Genomic DNA, 24577 nt, shown 5'->3' on the forward strand with positions numbered 1-24577 from the left:
ACTTGTTGAAAAGGAAGTTAGGTGGGGGAATTGTTAGAGTTAAAAGGTAACTTATTTGAAATTATGAAAGAAATTAGGGATGAGTTAGGTTCGCCTAATGATTTAACAATTAGGGAAGTTACCCTTGCTGATAGTTTTACACGCTGTGCTGTTATTTTTTTATGTGGGTTAACAGATAAGGATAATGTTTATAAATATGTAGTTCGTACACTTCAATATGAAGAAGTGCAAAAAGAAGAAACTGTTGTTCAAATATTATTGGATCGTTTTATTTCTATTGCGGAAGTCGGTAAGAAGACAACGTTTCCGGATATTATAAATGCGATTTTAGCGGGAGATACAGTTATATTAATTGATAATGTTCAAACCGCTATCGTGATTAATAGTAGGGCTTGGGAAAAAAGAAGTTTAGAACCGTCGGTAACAGAAGATTTAATACGTGGACCGAGGATCGGATTAAATGAAGATATTAACGTGAATAAAATGTTAATTCGCCGTAGTTTACGTGACCCAAAGCTGAGATTTCAATCTTATATTATGGGGAAGAGATCTCAAAAAGAGGTGACTTTAGTATATATAGAAGACATTATTAATCCTTACATTGTAAAAGAGCTAGATCGGCGTCTTCAATCAATAGAGACAGATGTCGTTTTTGAGACGGGTACGATTGAGCAATTAATTCAAGATAATAATTTGTCACCGTTTCCGCAGTTTTTGAATACAGAAAGGCCTGATAATATTGTGGCCTCATTAACGAAAGGAAAGGCAGCTATTTTGGTGGATGGATCACCGTTTGCCCTTATAGCTCCGCTAGTATTTGTTGATATTTTTCAATCTGTGGAAGATCACTACGAGCGTTGGGTAATTGGGACTTTATTAAGAATTTTGCGGATGGTTTCTGGGATAATTGCGATTTTAATGCCAGCGATGTATGTAGCGCTCGTCTCATATCATCAAGGACTTATTCCTTCTAAATTGGCGTATTCAATTGCTGGGGCAAGGGAAGGTGTTCCGTTTCCTGCATATATAGAAACATTAATGATGGCATTAACGATGGAGTTAATACGAGAAGCAGGAATTAGGTTGCCGAAACCGATGGGGCAAACAATTGGGATTGTAGGTGGCCTTGTAATTGGAGAAGCAGCGGTAAACGCAGGAATTGTAAATCCGTTTTTAGTAATTATTATTGCAGTTACTGCAATTGCTACCTTTTCTCTCCCTGTATATAGCATTACGATTACGTTTCGGATTTTACTTTTTGTCTTTGTGTTAGCAGCGACTGCTTTTGGTTTGTATGGAATTATTTTAGCTCTTATCGCACTTGCTGTTCATATTACGAATTTAACAAGTGTTGGTGTACCGTATACAGCTCCAATCGCTCCTGCGTTTTATAAAGATTGGAAAGAAGAAATTATCCGTTTACCAAAATCAATGTTGAAAGAGAGACCGGAGTACTTGCAAACAAAGGATTCTACAATACGTCCAAAGGAGCGAGAATAATTGAAACCATTTGAGTATGGCGATGAAGAAATTGGATCTCGGGAAATTGGATTTGCAGTATCGTCAACCATTATTGGTATAGGTGCACTGTCTATGCCAAGGGATATTGCTGATCAAACTTTATTTTCAGACGGTTGGATTATTTTGCTTTTGGGTGGATTGATATGTGCGGTTTTAGGGTGGTTTGTAACGAGGGTAGCTATTTTATTCCCGAAACAAAACTTTGTTCAATATACGAGTGCGCATTTGACGAAGCCGGTGGCATACACGATTAGTATGATTTTAGTATTAACGTTTGCTGCTTTGACAGCATATGAATCACGAATGATTGCAATTATTTCACAAACGTATTTATTTAGCGATACGCCAGTACAACTACTGTCTTTCTTCTTTTTATTAGTTGTTATCTATGGAATAGCAGGATCGAGAGCAGCTTTAATAAGGTTAAATGTTCTATTCTTACCTATTGTTTTAATTGCGATAGTGCTTCTTTCCTTATTGAATATAAATTTAATGGAAATAAAGAATTTACTACCAGCTTTTCAAACGAATGTCAGTCAATATGCAGTTGGCGTTAAAAATTCTATTTTTACATTTATTGGATTTGAGGTAGCTTTATTTTATGCGGTGTTGTTAAACGATAAGACAGCGAAAAAAGCTCCAATGGCAGTTGCAAAAGCGGTGATGGTAAACGTGTTGTCATACATTTTAATTTATGTAACTTGTATTAGTGTTTTTACGTATATGACAACGCGTGGATTGACATATCCAACAATTGAATTAGGGAAAGAAATTGAAATTGGTGGGGGTTTTTTAGAAAGGTTTGATGCGATTTTTTTTACTACTTGGATTATTACTATTTATAACACGACAGCAATGTACTATGATGTCGCATCTTTATTATTTTGTGCTATGTTTCCGAAAGTGAAGAAACATATTTTTATTTTCGTAAGTGCTCCTATTATTTTTATGCTGAATATGATACCGAGTAATTTAGAGTCATTATCACATTATGGAACTTATTTAGCCTGGGTTGATATGGGGTTTGTCGTGCTAGCGCCTTTGTTAGTTTTTATTGTATATAAAATAAAAAGAAGGAATGGTAAAAATGAAACACCTTCTTAAAATTATAATGATTATGGTTTTAGCTGGATCTATAAGTGGGTGCTCTGAACTAGTAGAAATAGAAGAAAGGGGATTTGTAGTAGGCGCGGCGTACGATATTGTGAAGAAAAAGAAATCAAATCCAATTATGAAAGGGACGTATCAGATGGTGCTTCCCAGTAAGTTAGCGCAACAAGGTGGACAAGGTGGTGGAGATAGTGAAAATTATATTAATGTTAGTGCGAAAGCAGATAGTGTCTTTGAACAAATACGAATTATCGCCAAAAAAATTAGTCGCTCATTATTCTTTCCGCATATACAAGTGATAATTTTTTCTAAAGATTTATTAGCGAATCCATATGTTTTACAAAATACGTTAGATGTATATATTCGTGATCATGAGATGAGACGAAATATTCGTTTGTTTGTTTCTGAGAAAGATGCAGAAGCTATTTTGAAGCAGAGTGCGAAGCCTGAAAATTTACCGGCGCAATATATTGATATGTTAGCTGAACATCCTCCTAAAAATGCTCAAATGGTTGAGGCTGCAAGAATTGGTGAAGTCCAGGAAAAGATGATTTCGAACCGAAGTTTCGTATTACCTATTCTCGAACTGACAAAACAAGGGGTACAAATGAATGGGGCAGCGTTGTTTCGTGGGAAGGATAATAAGTGTATAGGCAGTTTGAACGGGGAAGAAACATTAGGGATGAATTATATAATAGGTAAAAAAATTGGTGGTTTTTTTACTATACGTAAAAAGGATCAGCTTATTACATATGAAATACATAAGATGCGCCGAAAGATTAAAGTATCTACGAAAAATGCTGTAAAACCGAAGTTTGATATTTATTTATCATTAGAAGGAACTTTGGCGGAGTTGCATTTTAGTGATCATAAACAAGTTATGAATGAAAAGCGTTTAAAGAAAGATATTTCGATGGAAATGGAGAAGCGTATCCAAAAATCAATTAAACTTATTCAAAAAAAATATAAGGTAGATGTATTAGAGTTAGGGGAAGTATATAAGCGACATAATTATAAAGAGTGGAAAAAGATAAGTAAGAATTGGGATCAAGGCGAAAATTACTTTAGTGATGCCGAAATTCATGTTCATATTGATCCAACAATTGAACATTCAGGTTCGGCCTTACCGAAGAGAGTGAAATAAGGTGATGGAAGTTGTTTACTGGATTGGGGATTAGTTGCACGATATTAATGGCGGTTCTTCCAGGAGCCATATACTACATTCATAAAAAAATCACAACGTATGGAGCACAGCCTTGGAATACTGATATACAAAAAAAGAAACCTGAATGATTTTCAGGTTTCTTTCGCACATATGCTTTGTTTTTATACAAGCCCTAACCAATGTACCAATTGTGTAGAGAGGAATGTCACAACAACGGCGATAACGGTAGGGATTGCAAACGATAAGAATGTCCATTTTGCACTTTTTGTTTCTTTATATATGTTAACCAGTGTTGTTCCGCATGGGAAATGAAGAAGTGAGAACAACATTGTGTTTAACGCTGTTAACCAAGTCCAACCATTTTCTAAGAATAGGTTTTTAATTTGATTAAAATCATCTATTTCAGTTAAAGCTCCAGTTGATAAATAAGCCATTAATAAAATCGGGATAACAATTTCATTAGCTGGCAGTCCAAGAATGAATGCAGCTAAAATAAAACCATCAAGTCCTAACATTTTAGCAAATGGATCTAGGAAGTTTACAAAATACATAAGTAAGCTTGTGTCACCGATGAAAATGTTAGCAAGTAACCAAGTTAATGCAGCCGCAGGAGCAGCTACAACGACAGCTCGTTTTAAAACATAGACTGATTTATCGAGTGTTGCACGTACAATTGTATTCCAAACTTTTGGCTTACGGTACGGCGGTAACTCAAGTGTGTAGTGAGTTGGTACACCTTTTAAAGCTGTCTTTGATAGTACCCAAGAAACGGTTAATGTCATAATAACACCAATTACAACCATTCCAACTACAACGCCAGCGGTAACTAATGTTTGCATACTACCTGTATAACCAGCGGCCATAAATAGTGAAGCCATTAAAATTAACATAGGCCAGCGACCGTTACAAGGAACGAAGTTGTTCGTTAAGATTGCAAGCATACGTTCACGTGGTGATTCAATAATACGTGTTGACATGATGGCTGCTGCATTACAACCAAAGCCCATTGCCATTGTTAAAGATTGTTTGCCATGTGCACCGGAGCGTTTGAATAAGCGGTCCATATTAAACGCCACGCGTGGTAAGTATCCGTAGTTTTCTAATAGTGCGAACATAGGGAAAAAGATGGCCATAGGTGGTAACATAACGCTAATAACAGCACCGATACCACGGAATAAACCAAGTATTAAAATGCCATGTAACCATTCAGGTGCATGCGCCGCTTGGAACCAAGATGTTAAATATCCTTCGGTCCATCCGAAAAATTCAGCAATCATATCAGACGGTACGTTAGCGCCTGCAATTGTAAGATAAAAAATAATAGATAAAATACCGAGCATAATTGGGAATCCCCAGATGGGAGATGTGAAAATTTTATCTAGTTTTTCAGAACGATACAATTTATCAGTATTTGTATATTGAACAGATTCTTTACATATGCTTGCAGATGTTCGGTAAATATCTCCGACAATATCATCTCGTATATCTTCTTTTGATAGTGTTTGTGCATGTTGAATAATATAGTCTAATGGAAGAGCTTTACTGGCTGAGTGAGATTCCATTCATTACGACCTCCCTTACAAGTGGTTCATCATGGTGTTTTTGAAGTGTAGTTAAGAAGTTTTTATCTCCATCTAATATACGTAACGCAATCCAACGTGCTGGATACGTATCACCGAACACTTTATAAATTTGTGGTTCTAATTCCTGAATCATATTTTCGATTTTTTCACTGTAAGAAATTTTAATTGGTGTTGGAATTAATTTTTTATTGGCTACTTTAGCGATAACACTTAGCAAATGTCCAATACCTACTCGGTTACGAGCAGAAATCTTAACTACAGGTACACCGAGCGATTTTGCTAATTTCTTTTCATCAATAACGATGCCTTTTTTCTCCGCTTCATCAATTAAATTAATACAAATGACTACGTTGCTCGTCATTTCCATCACTTGGAGTGCTAAATTTAAATTTCTCTCCATAGCAGTTGCATCTATAACAACTACAGTTACCTCTGGTTTTTCAAATATAATATAATCTCTTGCTACTTCTTCATCCGCAGAATTTGAATATAGTGAGTAAGTTCCAGGTAAATCTATTAATGTATATTTACTGCCGTTATGTTCATATTCCCCTTCAGCTTTTAAAACAGTTTTTCCCGTCCAGTTTCCAGTATGTTGTTTTAAGCCTGTTAAAGTATTAAATAATGTACTTTTCCCGGTATTCGGGTTGCCAGCTAAAGCAATGCGATGTTTGCTCATCTGAAATCATCTCCTATTAATACCCCGAAAATAAGGGAACTTTCTTCCTTGCGTAGTGCAATAGTTGTGTTGCTTACTTGATAAGCGACCGGATCTCCGAGAGGACTGCGCTGTAATACTTTAATTGTTGCCCCAGGAATAAATCCTAAGTCTAATAACCGCCGTTTCATAGTTCCTTCTAATTGTATCTTCTCAATTTGTACGAACTCTCCTGTCTTAAATTCGGAAAGTGGTTTTGTATTAGCCGATACCATAAAAGTTACCTCATCTCTATATTGTTAGTTTGAGTTTAAAAAGTTTCCTTAGGTAAACTTTTTGTTAGTAATATAGTAGACTACATTGGATGATGCTGTCAATTGGTACTTTAAAAATATTCATTTATTTTTAGAATTGTTCCAATTTATTTAGTTGGACTAAAAAATATTACTGAAATTCTGTTTAATGTAAATAAAGTAAGAGTGTAAAAGTTAAAAAATACAATGGATTTGTAAATGTATCTTTAACTAAAAGGGGAAAAGAGCGAAAAATATTTACATTGAATTTACATTGTTAAGAATAAATTTACATTACAACTTAATTAGTGTGGATTTTGTTGGATTCTTTAACTATAAATGTTGGGATTCCTAGCTTTTAAGGGTTATTATCGTCATTTACTTAAAATTAAAAATTGCTTAACACTCACATAATATTGTTGTCCTACAATGAATTTGTGTTCGAAAGAAAATGAATTCGAAAAGCGATAATCCAAATGGGGGTACAAGACATGGTTATGAAAAAAGGTATTAAATTTTCTTTAGCGGCTTTAGTGGTAGCAGGAGCGTTAGTTGGATGTGGGAAAGCAGAAGATACAGCTAGTAAAGAAACTGCTAAAGGAAGCGATAATACAAAACAAGAATTATCAGGTACGATTGCGGCGGCTGGTTCTACAGCTCTTCTACCTCTTGCGGAGGAAGCTGGAAAGAAATTCATGGAGAAAAATTCAAAAGTTTCTATTCAAGTTCAAGGTGGCGGTAGTGGAACTGGGATTAACCAAGTAGCATCGGGTGCGGTACAAATTGGTAATTCAGATGTTCCGTCGGGAGATAAAATAAAAGATGCTGAAAAAGCGAAAGAATTAGTAGATAACAAGGTTGCGGGTATTGCATTCGCACTTGTCGTAAATAAAGATGTAAAAGTTGATAACTTAACAGTGCAACAAGTACAAGATATCTTCACTGGGAAAGTAACAAACTGGAAAGAGGTAGGCGGGAAAGATGAAAAAATCAACGTAATTAACCGTCCAGCTTCATCTGGTACACGTGCTACATTTGAAAAGACAGTTATGAAAGAAGCGAAAATTAATGATGGAACTGGTACAACACAAGATTCTAACGGTGCAGTAGAGCAAGCGATCAATTCTACTCCAGGTTCAGTAAGTTATTTAGCAATGTCTTACATGGTTGGCGATAAAAAAGGTGCGCTACAAACAGTGAAAATTGATGGTTCTGAACCAAAAGTTGAAAACATTTCGTCTGGTAAATATCCATTCTGGTCTTACGAGTACATGGTAACAAAAGGTGAAGCGAAAGAAGCAACGAAAGCTTACATTGATTATGTAAAAGGCAAAGACTTTGAAAAGCAAGTAGAAGATATGGGTTACATCCCGATGTCTAAATTAAATAAGTAATAAATTTTTATGGGGCTGGCTGCAAGGCCAGTCCTGTTCATTTCAATCTATGAAGTGGGGTCTGACCTGTGATGAAGGGGAAAAAACAAATTAATTACGTAAAAAGTGAATATATAGGAAGATCGCTTGTTACGTTTTGTGGTATTTTTATTGTTTTAATTACATTAGCTATTATTGCGTTTATTTGCGGTAAAGGTATTCAATCTTTTACACAAAGCGGTATCTCATTTACTGAGATGTTAACATCGACAAAATGGAATCCAAATGCTGACGAAGGAACCTTCGGGGCTTTGATTTTTATTGTAGGTTCAACAGTGGTTTCGTTAGGTGCGGTTATTATTAGTGCGCCAATTGCTATAGCTCTTGCTATATTCATGAATTTAATTTCGCCGAAGTTTGGAAATAAAGTATTGAAGCCCGTTTTAGAATTATTAGTTGGTATTCCTTCGGTTGTATACGGATTATTAGGGGTTACGATTTTAGTGCCGCTATTACGTGATTCGTTCGGGGGAGTGGGATTTAGTCTAATTGCGGGTATTGTTGTATTAAGTATTATGATTTTACCTACTATTGCTAGTATCGCTTCTGATGCAATACGCTCTGTTCCATTTGATTATTTAGAAGCTTCTTATGGTCTAGGATCAACGAAATGGCAAGCGGTTAGCCGAGTGATTGTTCCTGCTGCGAAAAAAGGGATTTTAACAGGTGTTGTTTTAGGTTTAGCGCGTGCTTTTGGTGAAGCATTAGCGGTTCAAATGGTAATCGGGAACACAATTAAATTACCAGAAGGAATATATAGTCCGACAGCGACGTTAACTGGTATTTTGACAATGGACATGACAAATACATTAAACGGAACTGCTTGGAATAATGCGCTATGGACTTTAGCGATGATTTTACTTGTTATTTCATTCCTGTTTATTTTAGTAATTCGAGCGATTGGGCAAAGAGGTGAGCGATAATAATGAATGCAAGAACGGTAAATAAAGTTTGGACAGGTATCTTTTATGCAGTTGCAGCTTTAGTTGTAGCTCTGCTAGTATTCTTAGTGTTTGAAATTCTGCAAAAGGGATGGGGATTTTGGGATCCTGATTTCTTGTTTGGAGAACCAAGTAATACAAGAGCTGGTGGTGGGATTGGTCCACAGTTATTCAATTCCTTCTACATGCTTGTTATAACGCTTGTTATATCTATTCCTCTTGGGTTAGGTGCTGGAATATATTTAGCAGAGTACGCAAAACAAGGGCGTTTTTTAAATTTTGTTCGTTTATGTATTGAGACAATGGCGTCGTTACCTTCGATTGTTGTTGGTTTATTCGGTTTGTTAGTGTTCGTTACAATGACAGGTTGGGGATACACAGTAATGGGCGGTGCTCTTGCTTTAACTATTTTAAACTTACCAGGTTTAACACGTGTTTGTGAAAATGCGATTTCAGAAGTGCCTCATAATGTAAAAGAGGCGAGTCTTGGATTAGGTGCAACGAAATGGCAAACAATCGCTCGTATTATTATTCCGTCGTCATTACCGCAAATTATTACAGGTATTATTTTAGCGGCGGGTCGTATATTTGGTGAAGCGGCAGCGTTAATTTACACAGCGGGTTTAACATCCCCGATTTTAAATTCAGCGGCGGACTTCTCAAGTCCTGCGCATCCTTTAAATCCATTTAGACCAGCTGAAACGTTAGCGGTTCACATTTGGAAGTTAAATTCTGAAGGAGTTATTCCGGATGCAAAGTTGATTGCGACAAAATCTGCAGCTGTATTAATTATTATGGTATTACTATTTAATGTTATTTCACGCTTGATAGCATCTGTATTACACAAACGTTTTACAGGAACGAAAAGAAAAAGTAAAACGACGAAGAAAGTAAAAGCAGCATAAATTATAAAGAGGAACTCTCTATTTATAAGTAGGGAGTTCTTTTTGTATTTTAATATAGAAGGAATGGATGTAATGATTGTTGAATTTGTATTGTGGATTCTAGTAAACCTCTAGAGCAATATGCGGAAAAAATGATGGATTATATGTGTAGGTAGAGAAAAAAGCGTTATCTTCATTCGTGAAGATAACGCTTTTCTTTTAAATATCAGGTGTTTCTGTAGAGGTGTTTATTTTTCTGCGAGAGCGTCTTTTTCTCCCGATTTTATCTAATAATTCATACATAACTGGAACGACTACTAATGTAAGAACGGTTGAGACTGCTAAACCACCGATGACAACAACTGCCAAACTTTTTGATACCATACTTCCTGCTTGGGATTGGCCGAATAGGAGTGGTAGCATAGCGACGATTGTCGTTATAGCTGTCATAATAATTGGACGTAATCTAGTGGATCCTGCTTCTAGTAAGGCATCTCTTGTTTCCATTCCATGTTCCCGATTTTGTTGCACTCTTTCTATTAATACAATAGCGTTTGTAACGACAATCCCGATTAACATTAATGCGCCGATCAAGGAATTTACATCAACGGGTGTTCCTGAAATGATTAATCCTAAAATACCGCCAACAGCAGCTAATGGCAGGGAGAACAAAATTGCAAAAGGAGCCCGCGCCTGTCCGAAGGTGATAACCATAATTAAATATACAATCCCGATTGCAATCCCCATAATTTTGAATAAATCTGTGAAGTTCTCTTGCATAGATTCAGTTGCACCTGCAATAGTTACTTTTGCGCCGCTAGGTAAGTCTAAGTTAGCTAGCGTTTCGTTTACTTCTGCGCTTACTTTACTTAAATCTTCATTTGAGGCCTCGGCAGTAATTTGAATCGTTTCTTTTCCGTCTTTATGGAAGACTTCTGTTTGAAGTTGCTTTTCTGAAATAGTTGCAATGTCTTTTAAAGGAATTGGTCCATTGATAGGTGATAGTATGTTTGTGTTTAAAATGTCTTCTTGTTTAGTAATGTTTTCTTTTTTGTGTTCTATTATAATAGTTGTTTTTTCATTATTAATTGAAACTTCACCAATAGGTGATTTCTTCATAAGGAATGCTACTTGTTGTGCTGCTAATTCTGGTGTTAAGCCTAGTTGTTCGGCCTTTGTTTGATCAACATGGATTTGCCATTCTTTCTTAGAGTCTTCTAAATTTGTTTTTACTTTAGAGAGAGCAGCCATATCTTTTAGTTTTGTTTCGGCGATAGTGGCAGCCTCTTTTAAATTCGTTTCGTTAGTTGCTGTTACGTTAAATTGCAAAATGTTGCCACCACCAGAGCTTGAATAACTTGTTTTTATATAATCTAGTTCAGCAGGCTCAAAAGCTTTATGTTCTTTCTTTAACTCTTTAATATATTGATCAATATCAGAGCCTTTCTTGAAGACTACAAATATACTGGCAAGATTATTTTTTGTCGTTTGTCCCCATTGTGCATCTTCTGCGCTAGATCCCATTCGTAAAATAACATCTGTTACATCCGAATTAGAAAGTAATTTCTTTTCGAAATCGAAGGCTTTTTGTTTTTGCGTTTCAGGAGCGTAATCAGCTGGGAAAGTCATATTAATAGATAACATTGTGTTGTCTTCAGATTTTATGTTCGCTTTCGGTAGTAATACATAGGCTGCAATTGATCCTGCGAATAATAAAAAGGCGGTAAGTAGAATAATGAATTTATGCGAAAGAGCCCACTTTAATGTAGCGACATATCGTGGTGAAGAACTTGGCTTTTTGTGTTTTGTTTTTTTGAGTAGTAAAAACGCCATAAGTGGAACAACTGTTAGTGCAACGATTAAGGATGATAGTATAGAATATACAACTGCTAATACCATAGGTAACATTAATTTTCCGATTACTCCTGATACGAGGCCGATAGGTAAGAAAACAGCGACTGTTGTTAAAGTAGAAGAAGTAATTGCGACGGCGACCTCTTTCGTTGCATCGAGAATAATATCTTTAGAGAAAGATTCTTTTTGTAAACGACGGAAAATATTCTCGATGACAACGATACTATCATCGACGAGACGTCCAACTGCAACTGCTAAACCACCAAGCGTTAAGGTGTTAAGTGTGATGTTAGATTGGTGTAGTAAAAAGAGTGTTAATAAAATAGATAATGGAATACTGACAACGGCGATGAGTGTCGTTCGGAAGTTACGCAAAAAGATTAAGATAATTAGAGTTGCAGCAATTGCTCCAAGAATTACTTCTTTGCCCATACTAGTAACAGCATTTTCAACTTGCTCATGAGTTGAGGCTAAAAGTTTAATAGAAAACTGATCTTTATATTGTTTACTTATATCTTTGATTTTCTTATCGATTTCCTTTCCGATTGCAACTGCATTTTTACTTGGCTCTTTCATGATGATTAATCCGGTTCCTTCTTCTCCGTTTATATGTGAGATTGTATCGTAGTGTTGTTTAAGTTCAATTTGAGCAACATCTTGTAATTTTACTTGAGGTGCAACGGTTATGTTTTTAATATCATCTACATTTTTTATATCCCCAATGACACGAAGGTTATATTCTTCTTTATTAACGGTAATTGCTCCAGCTGGAGTGGAAGTTTCCTTTCCTTGTAAAACCTTTAATATTTGTTCTGTTGTTACGTTTTTATCTTTTAATTGGTTTGGGTCTAGTATGATAGATAATTCAGAGGCTGATTTTCCGAAAAACATAACGTTGGCAACACCATCAATGCTTTCGAGTTGTGGTACGATTTCTTTTTCAATTTGTTTTTCATCTGCTTTTGAAAATCCGTTTTGCTTCTGGATAGCAATTTGAGCGAGTGGAATCATAGAAGTATTTAGTTGGCTAACTACGGGTTTCGTTGCATCTTTAGGTAATTTAATTGTATTAATGGTTTTTTCGACTTCACGTGCTGCGTCTTTCATATTTGCTTTGGATGTATATGTAATGTCGATACGTGATAATCCTTCGTGTGTGGAGGAAGTGATGCCATCAATATGTTCTAAATTACGAAATTGTTTTTCGAGGGGATCAGTTACTTCCTTGGTCATCGTTTCAGCATCAAGCCCTTGAGATAATGTCGTGACAGTTATTGCGGGATTATCGATGCTTGGCAAAAACTCCATCGGCAATTTAGAACCAGAATAAACGCCGAGTATGGAAATGAGAAAAACCATGATAATAATAGCGGCTCGGTTTTTTAATGAAAACTTTGTTAACCTATCCATAAGATAATTCCTCCATTAGTATTTATAGTTTTGTGGGCACTTTCTTACTATATAACAAAAAATGGATATTTTTCATTAATTAAATGTAAAAAAATTCTAACAATAATCTTAAGTTAATGTTTTTGTTGGGATTTCGTTATTTATTCCGCTATTCGCCGAGCGATAAGACTATTACCTAATCGAGCTGTCTGTAAACAACCGATTCGTTCAATTAATAGTTTGTGTGGAGGAACAAAACTAAAAATCGGCATGTTTGCTTTATGTAGGGAGTGGTGAATCTATTTTTTTAGTTTGGAGTGATTTGTTTTTTTATATTGTTAGTCTATAGAGAATTAAATGATCAGGGCTTTAATATAGAAGAGAATGAAAATCTAGGAAGGGGTTATGAAATACAGTTTGGTTAACTAGAGTGTATTGGTATACAATTTAAATAGCTGTTTTCCATAGATGGGATGAGGTGTCTCTATATAGAAGAAAGTAGGATGGATATTTTTTTGTGTTTTTTTAAAAAAACACTTGTTATTTAAAAATCATGATGGTATATTAATAAACGTCGCTGATGCGGATACGCAGAAAACGACAAAAAAGAAATTTTAAAACGTAGTTGACATCGAAAAATGAAGATGTTAATATGATGAAGTCGCTTCTGAAGCGGCAGACAAGTTCTTTGAAAACTGAACGAAACAAACAACGTGAAACGTCAATTTTTATTTTTAGATGCTAGACAAACTAACTTTATTGGAGAGTTTGATCCTGGCTCAGGATGAACGCTGGCGGCGTGCCTAATACATGCAAGTCGAGCGAATGGATTAAGAGCTTGCTCTTATGAAGTTAGCGGCGGACGGGTGAGTAACACGTGGGTAACCTGCCCATAAGACTGGGATAACCCCGGGAAACCGGGGCTAATACCGGATAATATTTTGAACTGCATGGTTCGAAATTGAAAGGCGGCTTCGGCTGTCACTTATGGATGGACCCGCGTCGCATTAGCTAGTTGGTGAGGTAACGGCTCACCAAGGCAACGATGCGTAGCCGACCTGAGAGGGTGATCGGCCACACTGGGACTGAGACACGGCCCAGACTCCTACGGGAGGCAGCAGTAGGGAATCTTCCGCAATGGACGAAAGTCTGACGGAGCAACGCCGCGTGAGTGATGAAGGCTTTCGGGTCGTAAAACTCTGTTGTTAGGGAAGAACAAGTGCTAGTTGAATAAGCTGGCACCTTGACGGTACCTAACCAGAAAGCCACGGCTAACTACGTGCCAGCAGCCGCGGTAATACGTAGGTGGCAAGCGTTATCCGGAATTATTGGGCGTAAAGCGCGCGCAGGTGGTTTCTTAAGTCTGATGTGAAAGCCCACGGCTCAACCGTGGAGGGTCATTGGAAACTGGGAGACTTGAGTGCAGAAGAGGAAAGTGGAATTCCATGTGTAGCGGTGAAATGCGTAGAGATATGGAGGAACACCAGTGGCGAAGGCGACTTTCTGGTCTGTAACTGACACTGAGGCGCGAAAGCGTGGGGAGCAAACAGGATTAGATACCCTGGTAGTCCACGCCGTAAACGATGAGTGCTAAGTGTTAGAGGGTTTCCGCCCTTTAGTGCTGAAGTTAACGCATTAAGCACTCCGCCTGGGGAGTACGGCCGCAAGGCTGAAACTCAAAGGAATTGACGGGGGCCCGCACAAGCGGTGGAGCATGTGGTTTAATTCGAAGCAACGCGAAGAACCTTACCAGGTCTTGACATCCTCTGAAAACCCTAGAGATAGGGCTTCTCCTTCGGGAGCAGAGTGACAGGTGGTGCATGGTTGTCGTCAGCTCGTGTCGTGAGATGTTGGGTTAAGTCCCGCAACGAGCGCAACCCTTGATCTTAGTTGCCATCATTAAGTTGGGCACTCTAAGGTGACTGCCGGTGACAAACCGGAGGAAGGTGGGGATGACGTCAAATCATCATGCCCCTTATGACCTGGGCTACACACGTGCTACAATGGACGGTACAAAGAGCTGCAAGACCGCGAGGTGGAGCTAATCTCATAAAACCGTTCTCAGTTCGGATTGTAGGCTGCAACTCGCCTACATGAAGCTGGAATCGCTAGTAATCGCGGATCAGCATGCCGCGGTGAATACGTTCCCGGGCCTTGTACACACCGCCCGTCACACCACGAGAGTTTGTAACACCCGAAGTCGGTGGGGTAACCTTTATGGAGCCAGCCGCCTAAGGTGGGACAGATGATTGGGGTGAAGTCGTAACAAGGTAGCCGTATCGGAAGGTGCGGCTGGATCACCTCCTTTCTATGGAGAATTGATGAACGCTGTTCATCAATATAAGTTTCCGTGTTTCGTTTTGTTCAGTTTTGAGAGAACTATCTCTCATATATAAATGTATGTTCTTTGAAAACTAGATAACAGTGTAGCTCATATTTTTTTAATTTTAGTTTGGTTAAGTTAGAAAGGGCGCACGGTGGATGCCTTGACACTAGGAGTCGATGAAGGACGGGACTAACGCCGATATGCTTCGGGGAGCTGTAAGTAAGCTTTGATCCGAAGATTTCCGAATGGGGAAACCCACCATACGTAATGGTATGGTATCCTTACCTGAATACATAGGGTAAGGAAGACAGACCCAGGGAACTGAAACATCTAAGTACCTGGAGGAAGAGAAAGCAAATGCGATTTCCTGAGTAGCGGCGAGCGAAACGGAACATAGCCCAAACCAAGAGGCTTGCCTCTTGGGGTTGTAGGACATTCTATACGGAGTTACAAAGGAACGAGGTAGACGAAGCGACCTGGAAAGGTCCGTCGTAGAGGGTAACAACCCCGTAGTCGAAACTTCGTTCTCTCTTGAATGTATCCTGAGTACGGCGGAACACGTGAAATTCCGTCGGAATCTGGGAGGACCATCTCCCAAGGCTAAATACTCCCTAGTGATCGATAGTGAACCAGTACCGTGAGGGAAAGGTGAAAAGCACCCCGGAAGGGGAGTGAAAGAGATCCTGAAACCGTGTGCCTACAAATAGTCAGAGCCCGTTAATGGGTGATGGCGTGCCTTTTGTAGAATGAACCGGCGAGTTACGATCCCGTGCGAGGTTAAGCTGAAGAGGCGGAGCCGCAGCGAAAGCGAGTCTGAATAGGGCGTTTAGTACGTGGTCGTAGACCCGAAACCAGGTGATCTACCCATGTCCAGGGTGAAGTTCAGGTAACACTGAATGGAGGCCCGAACCCACGCACGTTGAAAAGTGCGGGGATGAGGTGTGGGTAGCGGAGAAATTCCAATCGAACCTGGAGATAGCTGGTTCTCCCCGAAATAGCTTTAGGGCTAGCCTTAAGTGTAAGAGTCTTGGAGGTAGAGCACTGATTGAACTAGGGGTCCTCATCGGATTACCGAATTCAGTCAAACTCCGAATGCCAATGACTTATCCTTAGGAGTCAGACTGCGAGTGATAAGATCCGTAGTCAAGAGGGAAACAGCCCAGATCGCCAGCTAAGGTCCCAAAGTGTGTATTAAGTGGAAAAGGATGTGGAGTTGCTTAGACAACTAGGATGTTGGCTTAGAAGCAGCCACCATTTAAAGAGTGCGTAATAGCTCACTAGTCGAGTGACTCTGCGCCGAAAATGTACCGGGGCTAAATACACCACCGAAGCTGCGAATTGATACCAATGGTATCAGTGGTAGGGGAGCGTTCTAAGTGCAGTGAAGTCAGACCGGAAGGACTGGTGGAGCGCTTAGAAGTGAGAATGCCGGTATGAGTAGCGAAAGACGGGTGAGAATCCCGTCCACCGAATGCCTAAGGTTTCCTGAGGAAGGCTCGTCCGCTCAGGGTTAGTCAGGACCTAAGCCGAGGCCGACAGGCGTAGGCGATGGACAACAGGTTGATATTCCTGTACCACCTCTTTATCGTTTGAGCAATGGAGGGACGCAGAAGGATAGAAGAAGCGTGCGATTGGTTGTGCACGTCCAAGCAGTTAGGCTGATAAGTAGGCAAATCCGCTTATCGCGTATGCTGAGCTGTAATGGGGAAGCTCCTTATGGAGCGAAGTCTTTGATTCCCCGCTGCCAAGAAAAGCTTCTAGCGAGATAAAAGGTGCCTGTACCGCAAACCGACACAGGTAGGCGAGGAGAGAATCCTAAGGTGTGCGAGAGAACTCTGGTTAAGGAACTCGGCAAAATGACCCCGTAACTTCGGGAGAAGGGGTGCTTTCTTAACGGAAAGCCGCAGTGAATAGGCCCAAGCGACTGTTTAGCAAAAACACAGGTCTCTGCGAAGCCGTAAGGCGAAGTATAGGGGCTGACACCTGCCCGGTGCTGGAAGGTTAAGGAGAGGGGTTAGCGTAAGCGAAGCTCTGAACTGAAGCCCCAGTAAACGGCGGCCGTAACTATAACGGTCCTAAGGTAGCGAAATTCCTTGTCGGGTAAGTTCCGACCCGCACGAAAGGTGTAACGATTTGGGCACTGTCTCAACCAGAGACTCGGTGAAATTATAGTACCTGTGAAGATGCAGGTTACCCGCGACAGGACGGAAAGACCCCGTGGAGCTTTACTGTAGCCTGATATTGAATTTTGGTACAGTTTGTACAGGATAGGCGGGAGCCATTGAAACCGGAGCGCTAGCTTCGGTGGAGGCGCTGGTGGGATACCGCCCTGACTGTATTGAAATTCTAACCTACGGGTCTTATCGACCCGGGAGACAGTGTCAGGTGGGCAGTTTGACTGGGGCGGTCGCCTCCTAAAGTGTAACGGAGGCGCCCAAAGGTTCCCTCAGAATGGTTGGAAATCATTCGTAGAGTGCAAAGGCATAAGGGAGCTTGACTGCGAGACCTACAAGTCGAGCAGGGACGAAAGTCGGGCTTAGTGATCCGGTGGTTCCGCATGGAAGGGCCATCGCTCAACGGATAAAAGCTACCCCGGGGATAACAGGCTTATCTCCCCCAAGAGTCCACATCGACGGGGAGGTTTGGCACCTCGATGTCGGCTCATCGCATCCTGGGGCTGTAGTCGGTCCCAAGGGTTGGGCTGTTCGCCCATTAAAGCGGTACGCGAGCTGGGTTCAGAACGTCGTGAGACAGTTCGGTCCCTATCCGTCGTGGGCGTAGGAAATTTGAGAGGAGCTGTCCTTAGTACGAGAGGACCGGGATGGACGCACCGCTGGTGTACCAGTTGTTCTGCCAAGGGCATAGCTGGGTAGCTATGTGCGGAAGGGATAAGTGCTGAAAGCATCTAAGCATGAAGCACCCCTCAAGATGAGATTTCCCATAGCGTAAGCTAGTAAGATCCCTGAAAGATGATCAGGTTGATAGGTTCGAGGTGGAAGCATGGTGACATGTGGAGCTGACGAATACTAATAGATCGAGGACTTAACCATATAATATGAAGCAATGTTATCTAGTTTTGAAAGAATATAAAAAACTTGTTGACTTTAAAAGTTAAATGAGTTAAAATAATTCTTGTCTTAAATGAATATAGTCTGGTAATGATGGCAGAGAGGTCACACCCGTTCCCATACCGAACACGGAAGTTAAGCTCTCTAGCGCCGATGGTAGTTGGGACCTTGTCCCTGTGAGAGTAGGACGTTGCCAGGCAAAATGGAGGATTAGCTCAGCTGGGAGAGCACCTGCCTTACAAGCAGGGGGTCGGCGGTTCGATCCCGTCATCCTCCACCATATATGTCGGAGGGGTAGCGAAGTGGCTAAACGCGGCGGACTGTAAATCCGCTCCTTCGGGTTCGGCAGTTCGAATCTGCCCCCCTCCACCATTCTTAATTAATGGGCTATAGCCAAGCGGTAAGGCAACGGACTTTGACTCCGTCATGCGCTGGTTCGAATCCAGCTAGCCCAGCCATTAAGAGCCATTAGCTCAGTTGGTAGAGCATCTGACTTTTAATCAGAGGGTCGAAGGTTCGAATCCTTCATGGCTCACCATTTTAACAAAATATGCGGGTGTGGCGGAATTGGCAGACGCACTAGACTTAGGATCTAGCGCCTTTGGCGTGGGGGTTCGACTCCCTTCACCCGCACTTTTAATAAAATAACTCAAACATGTCTTGCGGAAGTAGTTCAGTGGTAGAATACAACCTTGCCAAGGTTGGGGTCGCGGGTTCGAATCCCGTCTTCCGCTCCAATTTTCAATATGACATGCCGGGGTGGCGGAACAGGCAGACGCACAGGACTTAAAATCCTGCGGTGGGTGACCACCGTGCGGGTTCGACCCCCGCCCTCGGCACCATATGCGCCCGTAGCTCAATTGGATAGAGCGTTTGACTACGGATCAAGAGGTTAGGGGTTCGACTCCTCTCGGGCGCGCTTTTATTAACGGGAAGTGGCTCAGCTTGGTAGAGCACCTGGTTTGGGACCAGGGGGTCGCAGGTTCAAATCCTGTCTTCCCGATATTCCCAAAAACATGGGGCCTTAGCTCAGCTGGGAGAGCGCCTGCCTTGCACGCAGGAGGTCAGCGGTTCGATCCCGCTAGGCTCCACTTTATTTATTATATGTCTCGGAGGTATACCCAAGTTCGGCTGAAGGGATCGGTCTTGAAAACCGACAGGCGGTGAGAATCGCGCGGGGGTTCGAATCCCTCTACCTCCTCCATTTTCTTTTTAAATGGTTTAGATACATATAATAATAAAATTTTTATTTTTCCTTCATGGAGGTATACCCAAGTTCGGCTGAAGGGATCGGTCTTGAAAACCGACAGGCGGCGAGAGTCGCGCGGGGGTTCGAATCCCTCTACCTCCTCCATTTTTTAAAAAAACATTATATTGTCGCGGGGTGGAGCAGCACGGTAGCTCGTCGGGCTCATAACCCGAAGGTCGCAGGTTCAAATCCTGTCCCCGCAACCAAATGGTCCCGTGGTGTAGTGGTTAACATGCCTGCCTGTCACGCAGGAGATCGCCGGTTCGACCCCGGTCGGGACCGCCATTTATGTTGGCTCGGTAGCTCAGTCGGTAGAGCAGAGGACTGAAAATCCTCGTGTCGGCGGTTCGATTCCGTCCCGAGCCACCATTTTTTTATGCCGACTTAGCTCAATTGGTAGAGCAACTGACTTGTAATCAGTAGGTTGGGGGTTCAAGTCCTCTAGTCGGCATCCTTTAGGGGCATAGTTTAAAGGTAGAACTGAGGTCTCCAAAACCTCCAGTGTGGGTTCGATTCCTACTGCCCCTGTAAAAGTGTATGGGCCTATAGCTCAGCTGGTTAGAGCGCACGCCTGATAAGCGTGAGGTCGATGGTTCGAGTCCATTTAGGCCCACCATATATTATTCCGCAGTAGCTCAGTGGTAGAGCTATCGGCTGTTAACCGATCGGTCGTAGGTTCGAGTCCTACCTGCGGAGCCATGGCCCGTTGGTCAAGTGGTTAAGACACCGCCCTTTCACGGCGGTAACACGGGTTCGAATCCCGTACGGGTCATAAAAAAAAGAGTCAGCAATATGCTGGCTCTTTTTTATTTTGTGGAATCCTCCTTTATCAACTGATTTTCCTGAAATAAATAAAGGGATTTAGGAAAAGCTATGGTATGTATAAAAAAGGAGGAGACAAAAATGACACGAGTGAGAGACTTTATGAGTACTCATGTTGTACATTGCACACCGCTAGACAATGTATATGAGGCTGCTGTAAAGATGAAAGAAGAATCGATTGGATTGATTCCAGTTGTTGAAAATGAGCAAGTTGTTGGGCTTGTTACGGACCGAGATTTAGTTGTTCGTGGGATTGCTGAGAAACATCCTGGATCTAATAAAATTACAAATGTAATGACAACAAACATTGTTTCAGTTTCTCCAGATGATTCTATTGAAAAAGCTACAGAGTTAATGGCACAGTATCAAATTAGACGATTACCAGTAGTTGAGGGTGGTCAACTCGTTGGGATGCTAGCACTAGGTGATTTAGCTATAAGAGAATTGGCAGATGATCAAGCGGGATTCGCTTTAAGTGAAATCTCGGAGCATACGGAATGAAGAGAGATTTTAATTAGTGGGATAAGTTACGTATAAAAATCAGATGCATTATTTTAGTATATATGGATTAAACTAATATGTTAGCATGATGTATCTGAGACATTATATAATAAATATATGGTTAGTAATTTCGACAGTTTTTTTTAAATTTGTCATTCTTAATTTTTAATAAGAGAAAAAATGATATACTGATAGATATAAGCATTATGAAAGATTTTGAATATAACAATATTCATCGTTAATGATGTGATAATGGATTAATATTTCCTATGTAGACAAAAGGGAAGGGGAATTATATGAGGGCTGTACAGCGCGATCCAAATTGGAATTTGGTTACAGATACATATATAGAACCAAATAATTTCGCTGAATTATTTTCTTTGCTTGTACCTTGTCATCCAAAAGGCGAAGGGAAAGAACGAACTATATTAGTGTGGAAAGAAAAAGAATTTTATAAAGAAGAAAATTTAGCGGCATTTATCGTATATGGAATGGATAAAGTAAAGAATTTGCCGCAGTTTCATAAAGATGAAATTCCAACTCTAGTACGTATTCTTCGCTTATGCCAAGAGATTGGTTGGTATGAAGAAGCAAATACTTTTATGATAACTCAAGGACTAGCTGAGTTTGTTCACACTTCATTGGAATATGAAACGTGGGATCTGTTGACGCAAGCGGTTGCTTTAAACTATTTAATTATTAAATATCGTATTGGTGAATTGACTGATGGGGATGTAGAAATTTGGGATAGGGTTAAATTTAATGAGCAATGTATAACGGATTGTAAACATCTATTATCTCATAAAGAAGTATTAGAATTTACATTCTTTTATATGTGTAAGAGAGCTAAATTACTATCAAAAGAGCAATTAAATAGTGATATGATGAGTCTAGCGATGTATTGTAATACGTTTGTGTATGACTTATACACACATGACTTATTACGAAAATATCGTAAGTGTACAGACTTCCTATCATATTATGGACCTAGTCAAGCGGTGTTAGCTTGTCAAAGAGCTGTACTTTCTCAAATTTCAGATCGATTAGACCCATTGAAAACTACTCATGTAGATGATTATTTATATGTAATGAAAGAAATGATGGAGCATATGACGATAGGAATAATGGATCGATATGATCATTTTATCGGGAAGTTATTATCATATGTGCCATTTTTCGAAATGATTCAAGTTCCACAACATGCATATTATTGTGAAGAATTGCTGTATATTTGTAAGGGCATTGAATATAAAGAAGAAATATTACGCAATTATATATTTATACAATTACATGATTGTTTACCATCATTCTTTAAACTATTTCTTAAAAATAAGCGTTATGCAACAATTCATGATATTCTGTTCTATTGGTGTGATGATGAACAAAGAATGAGCTTAGAGAAAAAATATAATCTTAGCTTTATTTATGAAAAATATGCTTGTGGATAAAAAGCATTTTCTATATAAAAAATTTATATAAATTAAAAAGGATCTCAAGTTTATGTGAGATCCTTTTTTTATTAGTAAAGCAAGGAGAACGCAATTAAGACGAGAAATAACATTCCATAAAGGAGAAATTGTGCCGTATTACTTCCTTGTATACCAAAAAAAGTATTTATTTTGGTGTATAAATTCAATATATATTTTAGCGGATTATCTTTGAAAGATTGATACACAGTGTCTCCTCTTTCTAAGCTTCTTGTTCGTGTTTTTTGGTATTAGGAACATGAATGTATCTAGCTATGAATAATAAAACAGCCATAAAGAATACAGGAAACACGGTAGATAAATAAAAACCATTACTAATAATATTTGTTATTAGGGCACTTAATAGAAAGATGGCATTATATATATGGGCAATTTTTTGTTTTAGTTGTACTTGAAAGGATTCCATCATAATTTCTAAAGCCACAAAAGCAATGATAATAGATAAAAATACAGTGTTTGTATTGTAAATGATTAAACAAAAGATTAAACCTAAAAAGGCTAAGTATTCAATTAAGAGAGGTATATTGATATTGCGTTGCATACAATTTACCTAACTAAATATGGCAGTGGGTTTACTGCATTTGTTTTTTCAAAATTCCATTCTCCATTGTGTAACTCAAAATGAAGATGTTGCCCGTATGAATGACCTGTGTTGCCCATATGACCTACTAATTGTCCAGCTTGTACTTGATCACCAGCTTGTACAGTGCGATCTTTCATGTGAGCATAGACTGTCGTATATAATTTCCCGTTTATTTGATGGGCGATGAACACAACATTGCCGTAGCTAGCTGAATAATATGATTTCACAACTTTACCTGCAGCCGCCGCCTGGATAGAGACATTACCTTGAGCTGCAATATCTATACCATAATGCATTTGTTCCCAGCGTATATCAAAGGTTGAGCTAATTCTTCCTTGAGTAGGGAATTTGAAAACTGCTGGAATGGAAGTAGGTTGAGCCGTTTGAGCTTGTGATTGATTTTGCATCACATAATGTTTTGCTACGTATCCGTATCCTGTGCCAAAACGAATTTTATACCAAGTTCCTACAGTTTCCACTACTTGTATTTGTGTACCATTTTGTAATGAACCAAGTAGTGCACTACTTGTACTAGCGTTGCCACGTACATTAAGTTTAGGTGTTGCAACTGTGTATTTCGTATTATTTTGAACTGTGATGCCTTTTACTAAAGGCTGTGAACCATTAGATACGAATGCTTTTTGTACGTAACCTGTTTTGCCATTATGTAAAATTTTATACCACTCGCCTTGTTCTTCTTGAATGGTAACGAATTTTCCATTTGGTAATACATCTAAAATTGAAGATTCTAAATTAGGTTCAGAACGAACGTTTAATGCATTGGCATTAACGATGTATTGATTATTAGATTGAAGTTTGTTTTTTAGTAGAATAGCATCTTTTTGTACGTAACCTACTTTATTATTAACAGATACTTTATACCAGCCATTAGTTGTTTCAAGTATGTTTACTTTCGTATTAAAGCGAATTGTATCAATTGATGAGCTATTTGCGTTATCTTTTGTATGTAAGGCTACTTGATCGACTTTGACATATCCAGTTTTCACATTAGATAATTGTTCAGCGTTGGCTGTTTGTACATTTGTTTCTCCCATAGAAGGAAGTAAAGAGGCAATTGCGACAGTAGTTGCTGTTAAAGCAGTAGCTTTCATATTCATATAATAGAGACCTCCTCTAGTTGTATAGTTGTAATTTTATTATAGTATAAAGATATAATATAGTGGGTGTATTCACATAAATGTAATATGAAATCAATATAAAAATAAATTTTTTGAGGATAATGATTCCTTTTTATCCAATTAATTAGGATAATAATTTCTAACATAGAATATAAGTATTATATAGTTTTGTTATTTTGTTGACAATTGAGAAAATTAAAATAGTTGATGATGTCTTATTACGGTGTTATACTGACAGTGTTAATTTCATAGTTTGCTAGGAGAGCTGGTGTTGCCAGCTGAGAGTAGGCCGTAAGCCTTTGATCCTTTTCATTACCTGATCTAGATTATGCTAGCGTAGGGAAGCAATACGGACACTAATAATGAGTCCCCGTTTCTTTGCGTATAGAAACGGGGCTTTTTTGTTTGAAAATTTCATATTGAAACCACTAGGGGTGCTTGTTGTGCTGAGAGAGGAATAATCCTTAACCCTTACAGACCTGATCTAGGTAATACTAGCGAAGGGAAGTGGAGCAACGAATAAATTATAATTTTATTTGCTGTAACCACTTCTTATTTAGAAGTGGTTTTT

Annotated in this window: 15 protein-coding genes, 20 tRNA genes, 3 rRNA genes and 2 riboswitches; of the genes, 32 read left to right on the forward strand and 6 right to left on the reverse strand. The window is 39.3% G+C overall.

From position 1 onward, the window contains the following. The first annotated feature begins 21 nt into the window (after positions 1-21). From QCI41_RS21580 to QCI41_RS21595, 4 genes are read left to right on the forward strand one after another with little or no spacing between them, the layout of a single operon-like run. A complete protein-coding gene (locus tag QCI41_RS21580) occupies positions 22-1500 on the forward strand; it encodes a spore germination protein (protein ID WP_353836719.1) in 1479 nt (492 codons plus the stop codon). Then, on the forward strand, positions 1501-2625 hold the full coding sequence (gene gerLB, locus QCI41_RS21585; protein ID WP_353836718.1) for a spore germination protein GerLB: 1125 nt from the start codon (positions 1501-1503) through the stop codon (positions 2623-2625). Then, positions 2609-3775: a Ger(x)C family spore germination protein gene (locus QCI41_RS21590; protein WP_353836717.1), complete on the forward strand. Its 1167-nt coding sequence runs from the start codon at positions 2609-2611 to the stop codon at positions 3773-3775. The genes gerLB and QCI41_RS21590 overlap by 17 nt, the downstream gene beginning before the upstream one ends. Before the next feature lie 11 nt (positions 3776-3786). Further along, complete coding sequence (locus QCI41_RS21595; protein WP_000493994.1) at positions 3787-3924, forward strand: hypothetical protein; 138 nt, start codon at positions 3787-3789, stop codon at positions 3922-3924. 33 nt (positions 3925-3957) lie between these two features. On the opposite strand, the gene QCI41_RS21600 is transcribed toward QCI41_RS21595, so the two are convergent. The 3 genes from QCI41_RS21600 to QCI41_RS21610 are packed head-to-tail and all read right to left on the reverse strand — an operon-like array spanning position 3958 to position 6312. After that, complete coding sequence (locus QCI41_RS21600; RefSeq protein ID WP_353836716.1) at positions 3958-5358, reverse strand: nucleoside recognition domain-containing protein; 1401 nt, start codon at positions 5356-5358, stop codon at positions 3958-3960. Beyond that, positions 5336-6058: a FeoB small GTPase domain-containing protein gene (locus tag QCI41_RS21605; protein ID WP_353836715.1), complete on the reverse strand. Its 723-nt coding sequence runs from the start codon at positions 6056-6058 to the stop codon at positions 5336-5338. The genes QCI41_RS21600 and QCI41_RS21605 overlap by 23 nt, the downstream gene beginning before the upstream one ends. Next, positions 6055-6312, reverse strand: a complete 258-nt coding sequence (locus QCI41_RS21610; RefSeq protein WP_000252989.1) for a FeoA family protein — start codon at positions 6310-6312, stop codon at positions 6055-6057. Before QCI41_RS21610 ends, QCI41_RS21605 begins: the two co-directional genes overlap by 4 nt. Before the next feature lie 509 nt (positions 6313-6821). Here QCI41_RS21610 and QCI41_RS21615 point away from each other — a divergent pair. The 3 genes from QCI41_RS21615 (at position 6822) to pstA (ending at position 9609) form a co-directional block, all read left to right on the forward strand. Further along, on the forward strand, positions 6822-7724 hold the full coding sequence (locus QCI41_RS21615) for a phosphate ABC transporter substrate-binding protein PstS family protein (protein WP_000245106.1): 903 nt from the start codon (positions 6822-6824) through the stop codon (positions 7722-7724). A 71-nt stretch (positions 7725-7795) separates the two neighbouring features. Then, positions 7796-8686 (forward strand): phosphate ABC transporter permease subunit PstC, encoded by an 891-nt coding sequence (gene pstC / locus QCI41_RS21620; protein ID WP_000676675.1) that lies wholly within the window; start codon positions 7796-7798, stop codon positions 8684-8686. A gap of 2 nt (positions 8687-8688) precedes the next feature. Further along, positions 8689-9609, forward strand: coding sequence for a phosphate ABC transporter permease PstA (gene pstA / locus QCI41_RS21625; RefSeq protein ID WP_353836714.1), 921 nt, complete (start codon positions 8689-8691; stop codon positions 9607-9609). A gap of 198 nt (positions 9610-9807) precedes the next feature. On the opposite strand, the gene QCI41_RS21630 is transcribed toward pstA, so the two are convergent. Continuing rightward, the gene (locus QCI41_RS21630) at positions 9808-12852 is read right to left on the reverse strand and encodes an efflux RND transporter permease subunit (protein ID WP_353836713.1); all 3045 of its coding nucleotides are present in this window, start codon (positions 12850-12852) and stop codon (positions 9808-9810) included. A gap of 735 nt (positions 12853-13587) precedes the next feature. Between QCI41_RS21630 and QCI41_RS21635 the strand changes: the two genes are divergently transcribed. From QCI41_RS21635 to QCI41_RS21755, 25 genes are all read left to right on the forward strand, one after another. Further along, positions 13588-15139 (forward strand): 16S ribosomal RNA (locus QCI41_RS21635). Between the two features lie 146 nt (positions 15140-15285). Continuing rightward, positions 15286-18207 (forward strand): 23S ribosomal RNA (locus QCI41_RS21640). A gap of 101 nt (positions 18208-18308) precedes the next feature. Further along, positions 18309-18424 (forward strand): 5S ribosomal RNA (gene rrf, locus QCI41_RS21645). The 16S, 23S and 5S rRNA genes sit together here with 20 tRNA genes alongside, the layout of an rRNA operon. 5 nt (positions 18425-18429) lie before the next feature. After that, positions 18430-18505, forward strand: a tRNA-Val gene (locus QCI41_RS21650). Positions 18506-18513: 8 nt separating this feature from the next. Beyond that, positions 18514-18597 (forward strand) — tRNA-Tyr (locus QCI41_RS21655). 11 nt (positions 18598-18608) lie between these two features. Continuing rightward, positions 18609-18683: transfer RNA gene (locus QCI41_RS21660), tRNA-Gln, on the forward strand. A gap of 4 nt (positions 18684-18687) precedes the next feature. After that, positions 18688-18763: transfer RNA gene (locus tag QCI41_RS21665), tRNA-Lys, on the forward strand. Between the two features lie 14 nt (positions 18764-18777). Beyond that, positions 18778-18858 (forward strand) — tRNA-Leu (locus QCI41_RS21670). 29 nt (positions 18859-18887) lie between these two features. Further along, a tRNA-Gly gene (locus tag QCI41_RS21675) sits at positions 18888-18962 on the forward strand. Positions 18963-18978: 16 nt separating this feature from the next. Continuing rightward, positions 18979-19067, forward strand: a tRNA-Leu gene (locus tag QCI41_RS21680). 3 nt (positions 19068-19070) lie between these two features. After that, positions 19071-19144: transfer RNA gene (locus tag QCI41_RS21685), tRNA-Arg, on the forward strand. A 10-nt stretch (positions 19145-19154) separates the two neighbouring features. Continuing rightward, a tRNA-Pro gene (locus QCI41_RS21690) sits at positions 19155-19228 on the forward strand. Positions 19229-19243: 15 nt separating this feature from the next. After that, positions 19244-19316: transfer RNA gene (locus tag QCI41_RS21695), tRNA-Ala, on the forward strand. A gap of 20 nt (positions 19317-19336) precedes the next feature. Then, positions 19337-19429: transfer RNA gene (locus QCI41_RS21700), tRNA-Ser, on the forward strand. Between the two features lie 57 nt (positions 19430-19486). Beyond that, a tRNA-Ser gene (locus tag QCI41_RS21705) sits at positions 19487-19579 on the forward strand. Between the two features lie 24 nt (positions 19580-19603). After that, positions 19604-19680: transfer RNA gene (locus tag QCI41_RS21710), tRNA-Met, on the forward strand. 3 nt (positions 19681-19683) lie between these two features. Further along, positions 19684-19759 (forward strand) — tRNA-Asp (locus tag QCI41_RS21715). Between the two features lie 8 nt (positions 19760-19767). Continuing rightward, positions 19768-19843 (forward strand) — tRNA-Phe (locus tag QCI41_RS21720). Positions 19844-19852: 9 nt separating this feature from the next. Then, positions 19853-19925, forward strand: a tRNA-Thr gene (locus QCI41_RS21725). A 6-nt stretch (positions 19926-19931) separates the two neighbouring features. Then, a tRNA-Trp gene (locus tag QCI41_RS21730) sits at positions 19932-20002 on the forward strand. Positions 20003-20013: 11 nt separating this feature from the next. Further along, a tRNA-Ile gene (locus QCI41_RS21735) sits at positions 20014-20090 on the forward strand. Between the two features lie 8 nt (positions 20091-20098). Beyond that, a tRNA-Asn gene (locus QCI41_RS21740) sits at positions 20099-20173 on the forward strand. A 1-nt stretch (position 20174) separates the two neighbouring features. Further along, a tRNA-Glu gene (locus QCI41_RS21745) sits at positions 20175-20246 on the forward strand. Between the two features lie 131 nt (positions 20247-20377). Continuing rightward, positions 20378-20797 (forward strand): CBS domain-containing protein, encoded by a 420-nt coding sequence (locus QCI41_RS21750; RefSeq protein WP_000199000.1) that lies wholly within the window; start codon positions 20378-20380, stop codon positions 20795-20797. A 296-nt stretch (positions 20798-21093) separates the two neighbouring features. Continuing rightward, positions 21094-22245 carry a DUF3965 domain-containing protein gene (locus QCI41_RS21755; RefSeq protein ID WP_353836712.1) on the forward strand — a complete coding sequence of 384 codons (1152 nt, stop codon included), beginning with the start codon at positions 21094-21096 and terminating at the stop codon, positions 22243-22245. 241 nt (positions 22246-22486) lie between these two features. On the opposite strand, the gene QCI41_RS21760 is transcribed toward QCI41_RS21755, so the two are convergent. Together QCI41_RS21760 and QCI41_RS21765 are read right to left on the reverse strand one after the other, a co-directional pair. Continuing rightward, the gene (locus QCI41_RS21760) at positions 22487-22825 is read right to left on the reverse strand and encodes a hypothetical protein (RefSeq protein WP_353836711.1); all 339 of its coding nucleotides are present in this window, start codon (positions 22823-22825) and stop codon (positions 22487-22489) included. A 5-nt stretch (positions 22826-22830) separates the two neighbouring features. Next, positions 22831-23985 carry an SH3 domain-containing protein gene (locus QCI41_RS21765; protein ID WP_046960248.1) on the reverse strand — a complete coding sequence of 385 codons (1155 nt, stop codon included), beginning with the start codon at positions 23983-23985 and terminating at the stop codon, positions 22831-22833. Positions 23986-24254: 269 nt separating this feature from the next. Beyond that, positions 24255-24366: riboswitch (TPP riboswitch) on the forward strand. A 60-nt stretch (positions 24367-24426) separates the two neighbouring features. Continuing rightward, positions 24427-24529: riboswitch (TPP riboswitch) on the forward strand. Positions 24530-24577: the final 48 nt, after the last annotated feature.

The sequence above is a fragment of the Bacillus cereus group sp. MG4 genome (assembly GCF_040460055.1).
Taxonomy (GTDB): domain Bacteria; phylum Bacillota; class Bacilli; order Bacillales; family Bacillaceae_G; genus Bacillus_A; species Bacillus_A wiedmannii.

Excerpts from the sequence above, each read along its gene's own strand:
- QCI41_RS21590 (WP_353836717.1), top strand. The coding sequence starts at position 2,609 with ATGAAACACCTTCTTAAAATTATAATGATTATGGTTTTAGCTGGATCT.
- QCI41_RS21600 (WP_353836716.1), bottom strand. The coding sequence starts at position 5,358 with ATGGAATCTCACTCAGCCAGTAAAGCTCTTCCATTAGACTATATTATT.
- QCI41_RS21605 (WP_353836715.1), bottom strand. The coding sequence starts at position 6,058 with ATGAGCAAACATCGCATTGCTTTAGCTGGCAACCCGAATACCGGGAAA.
- QCI41_RS21610 (WP_000252989.1), bottom strand. The coding sequence starts at position 6,312 with ATGGTATCGGCTAATACAAAACCACTTTCCGAATTTAAGACAGGAGAG.
- QCI41_RS21615 (WP_000245106.1), top strand. The coding sequence starts at position 6,822 with ATGGTTATGAAAAAAGGTATTAAATTTTCTTTAGCGGCTTTAGTGGTA.
- pstC (WP_000676675.1), top strand. The coding sequence starts at position 7,796 with ATGAAGGGGAAAAAACAAATTAATTACGTAAAAAGTGAATATATAGGA.
- pstA (WP_353836714.1), top strand. The coding sequence starts at position 8,689 with ATGAATGCAAGAACGGTAAATAAAGTTTGGACAGGTATCTTTTATGCA.
- QCI41_RS21630 (WP_353836713.1), bottom strand. The coding sequence starts at position 12,852 with ATGGATAGGTTAACAAAGTTTTCATTAAAAAACCGAGCCGCTATTATT.
- QCI41_RS21750 (WP_000199000.1), top strand. The coding sequence starts at position 20,378 with ATGACACGAGTGAGAGACTTTATGAGTACTCATGTTGTACATTGCACA.
- QCI41_RS21755 (WP_353836712.1), top strand. The coding sequence starts at position 21,094 with ATGAGGGCTGTACAGCGCGATCCAAATTGGAATTTGGTTACAGATACA.
- QCI41_RS21760 (WP_353836711.1), bottom strand. The coding sequence starts at position 22,825 with ATGCAACGCAATATCAATATACCTCTCTTAATTGAATACTTAGCCTTT.
- QCI41_RS21765 (WP_046960248.1), bottom strand. The coding sequence starts at position 23,985 with ATGAATATGAAAGCTACTGCTTTAACAGCAACTACTGTCGCAATTGCC.